The organism is Vibrio sp. 10N.261.45.E2 (assembly GCF_002875705.1).
GTDB lineage: Bacteria > Pseudomonadota > Gammaproteobacteria > Enterobacterales > Vibrionaceae > Vibrio.
This window is the reverse complement of sequence record NZ_MCZZ01000167.1, coordinates 1-1,383: the sequence shown is the minus strand read 5'-3', so window position 1 is coordinate 1,383 and position 1,383 is coordinate 1. Positions and strand designations below refer to the sequence as shown.

Genomic DNA, 1,383 nt, shown 5'->3' with positions numbered 1-1,383 from the left:
CTTTGAAATCGCTAAACATCAAGCAAACATTGAGCGAGGCACGCGATTACTGGCTCGATTATTAAAGAAGTATCGAGATACCGCACTGGCTCTTGCGGCCTATAACGCGGGTGAAGGTAATGTTAAGAAATACGGTGGCATTCCCCCCTTTAAAGAGACGCAGCACTACGTAAAGCGAGTGATGGCGCACTACAGCCAACTGACGGGGTAACACCCCGTCAAACCCCACCAACAAAACAAATGAGAGGCAAACAGAATGCACAATACCCCCAATGATTTTTCCGAGTACGACGATGAGAGCCTGAAAGCGTGGGCGGCATCAGTCAGTTGCGATGACGCGCCAAAATTTGAGCTGCTCTACAACGGTCAGACCATTTACCTAGATTTGACGACGCTACTCCAATGCTTAAAGATTGCTGAGCATTGTCATTTAACGCCGCCCATTGATTCAGATTGGTGGCTAGATATCGTTAGACGCTATCACGTAGAGGTTAACTTGGATGGGCGTATTCAGGTTGAGAATGATTGAGCAGAAGGTAGAAAAAAGCCCTCAGAGGAGAGGGCGGTAGCAAATATCATCCTTGATGATTCTCTACCAACTTGGGGTAGATTCTTACCGTGTGGATATTGCCACAAAGCGGTCTAAATGGCGATAACAACCGACACTTACGACTCAATCATGAAGTCATCAAGGTTGATAATGACGCCATTGGTAAACGATATCTGCTTCATCTTTTTTTGGCTGGCTTTTAAAAAGTACGTATTCAGCCATTTTTCTTCATTATCTAAGGCAAAGGTGCAGTGGATACTGACCCCTTCCAAATGAAATACATCCGTTTCAATCGTATCAATCAAGCTGTCCACATGGCGACAGATGTGTGTTTGTGTCATGCACAATTCCCTTTGTTTAGGTTGGTTTCTTACCGCCCATTCTATCGACTATCGTTACCAATAAGGAAGTAATTTTAATGATGAACAACACAAGACGAGCCATCCAGCTCTCGCTGCTATGAACATAGCAGCTACGCTGCAATTGGGCGCGTGGCAGGTTTATGCGTATAATCAGGTTTTTCATTCGCTATAAATCACAACCTGATTACCTTTACTGACCATGGCTGCTCGTACTTCTGTCAACACCCCCTATCAACCTAGACCGCTTAACTTTCTACTTGAGTTCAATAAAGCATTGGAAACCATGGTGGCGACTGATTCAACACTTCGAGATATCGAAATCATTGAAGTCACTAAAATGCTCGCCTGCGGCAAACCGGCTTTGGGCTGTAAAGAGCTACATTGTGAAAACAAAGACTGTACCCATTCTAAAAACATTTGGTTCACTTGCTCTAGTCGAGCCTGCTCTCGCTGTGGCAAAAAATCGACCGA

General features: G+C 44.8%; 4 protein-coding genes. 2 read left to right on the top strand and 2 right to left on the bottom strand.

Annotated features, from left to right (window positions below; genetic code table 11):
• Together BCT34_RS22625 and BCT34_RS22620 are read left to right on the top strand one after the other, a co-directional pair.
• Positions 1 to 211, top strand: a 211-nt coding sequence (locus BCT34_RS22625) for a lytic transglycosylase domain-containing protein (protein ID WP_241902770.1), incomplete at its 5' end; no start/stop codon positions are given.
• Between the two features lie 45 nt (positions 212 to 256).
• Positions 257 to 529: a hypothetical protein gene (locus BCT34_RS22620; protein ID WP_076650771.1), complete on the top strand. Its 273-nt coding sequence runs from the start codon at positions 257 to 259 to the stop codon at positions 527 to 529.
• A gap of 137 nt (positions 530 to 666) precedes the next feature.
• Here BCT34_RS22620 and BCT34_RS22615 read toward each other — a convergent pair whose 3' ends face one another.
• Together BCT34_RS22615 and BCT34_RS24700 are read right to left on the bottom strand one after the other, a co-directional pair.
• Entirely contained in the window at positions 667 to 891 is a 225-nt protein-coding gene (locus BCT34_RS22615) for a hypothetical protein (protein WP_076650770.1), read from the bottom strand.
• Positions 892 to 1,143: 252 nt separating this feature from the next.
• On the bottom strand, positions 1,144 to 1,383 hold a 240-nt coding region (locus BCT34_RS24700; protein WP_241906881.1), incomplete at its 5' end, for a hypothetical protein.

What these genes read in the sequence shown, in the direction of transcription:
- BCT34_RS22615 (WP_076650770.1), bottom strand. Translation starts at nt 891, where the DNA reads ATGACACAAACACACATCTGTCGCCATGTGGACAGCTTGATTGATACG.
- BCT34_RS22620 (WP_076650771.1), top strand. Translation starts at nt 257, where the DNA reads ATGCACAATACCCCCAATGATTTTTCCGAGTACGACGATGAGAGCCTG.